Origin of the sequence: Streptomyces sp. NPDC006283 (genome assembly GCF_040613325.1) — a bacterium.
Taxonomy (GTDB): Bacteria; Actinomycetota; Actinomycetes; order Streptomycetales; family Streptomycetaceae; genus Streptomyces.
Map to the genome: position 1 here is coordinate 1 of NZ_JBEXRZ010000461.1, position 1,579 is coordinate 1,579.

General features: G+C 70.2%; 1 protein-coding gene and 1 pseudogene. Both read left to right on the plus strand.

Going from position 1 to position 1,579, the window contains the following annotated elements; translation table 11 throughout:
* Nucleotides 1-96, plus strand: a pseudogene (locus ABZ070_RS37270) (ABC transporter permease); the annotation flags it as partial.
* A gap of 42 nt (nucleotides 97-138) precedes the next feature.
* The coding region (locus ABZ070_RS37275; protein WP_356640633.1) for a Mur ligase family protein at nucleotides 139-1,579 on the plus strand (1,441 nt) is incomplete at its 3' end.

Sequence of the window (1,579 nt, forward strand, 5' to 3'; positions counted from 1 at the left end):
GGTTTCCTGTGGCTGTGGCTGGCACCGCGGGTGCCGCTGATCTCCAACAACGAGGCTGTTTTCCTCAAGGACACGGAGGGTGAGGAGGCGATCGGGCGGACAGCCGTTCCTGTCGGTGCCCGTCCGTAGACTGGACCCGTGAGTGAGCACCCCGATCCGTTCGACGAGTCCGATCCCTTCGACGAGCCCGATCGCTTCGAAGAGATCGTCGACGCCGACGAGACATCATCCGCTGCCGCGGGGCGAGACCGTGACCCCGACCTGGCGGTGATCGAGGCCGGGAGCCGCACGCTGCGCGCCCAGGCCGGGTCGCCGCAGAGCGACGTGCCGGCCCGCCCGTCGGACCCGGAGGTGGACCGGGCGCTGCGGGCGGTCGAGGCCGACCTGGCGACGCGATGGGGCGAGACCAAGCTGGAGCCCTCCGTCGCCCGTATCGAGGCGCTGATGGACGTGCTGGGCGAGCCCCAGCGCGCCTACCCCTCGATCCACATCACGGGAACGAACGGCAAGACGTCGACGGCCCGCATGATCGAGGCCCTGCTCTGCGCGTTCGAGCTGCGCACCGGCCGGTACACCTCGCCGCACGTGCAGTCGATCACCGAGCGGATCAGCCTGGACGGCGCGCCGATCGAGGCGGAGCGGTTCATCGAGACGTACAACGACATCAAGCCGTACGTCGAGATGGTCGACACGAGCCAGGACTTCCGGCTGTCGTTCTTCGAGGTGCTCACCGGTATGGCCTACGCGGCCTTCGCCGACGCGCCCGTCGACGTGGCGGTCGTCGAGGTCGGCATGGGAGGCAGTTGGGACGCGACGAACGTGATCGACGGCTCGGTCGCCGTGGTCACCCCCATCGACCTGGACCACACCGACCGGCTGGGCAACACGCCCGCGGAGATCGCCGGTGAGAAGGCCGGGATCATCAAGCAGGGCGCGACCGTGATCCTGGCGCAGCAGCCGGTGGACGCCGCGCAGGTGATGCTGAAGAAGGCCGTCGAGGTGGACGCGACGGTCGCCCGCGAGGGCATGGAGTTCGGCGTCGTCTCGCGCGAGATCGCGGTGGGCGGGCAGTTGCTGACGCTGCGCGGTCTGGGCGGCGAGTACGAGCAGATCTTCCTCCCGCTGTACGGCGCGCACCAGGCGCACAACGCGGCGGTGGCGCTCGCGGCGGTCGAGGCGTTCTTCGGCGTGGGCGCGGGGGAGGCCCGCACGCTGGACATCGACACCATCCGCAAGGCGTTCGCCTCCGTGGCCTCGCCCGGCCGTCTGGAGGTCGTGCGCCGCAGCCCCACGGTCGTGCTGGACGCCGCGCACAACCCTGCGGGGGCGCGGGCGGCGGCGGCCGGTGTCACGGAGTCGTTCGGCTTCTCCCGGCTGATCGGTGTCGTGGGCGCGAGTGACGACAAGGACGTGCGGGGCTTCCTGGAGGCCTTCGAACCGATCTTCCACGAGGTGGTGGTGACGCAGAACTCCAGCCACCGCGCGATGAACGCGGACGAGCTGGCCGCGTACCGGATGGCCGACGTGGCCCTGGTGAACCCCATCAGGGACGGGATGAACCTGGTGGCCAAGGAGGTCC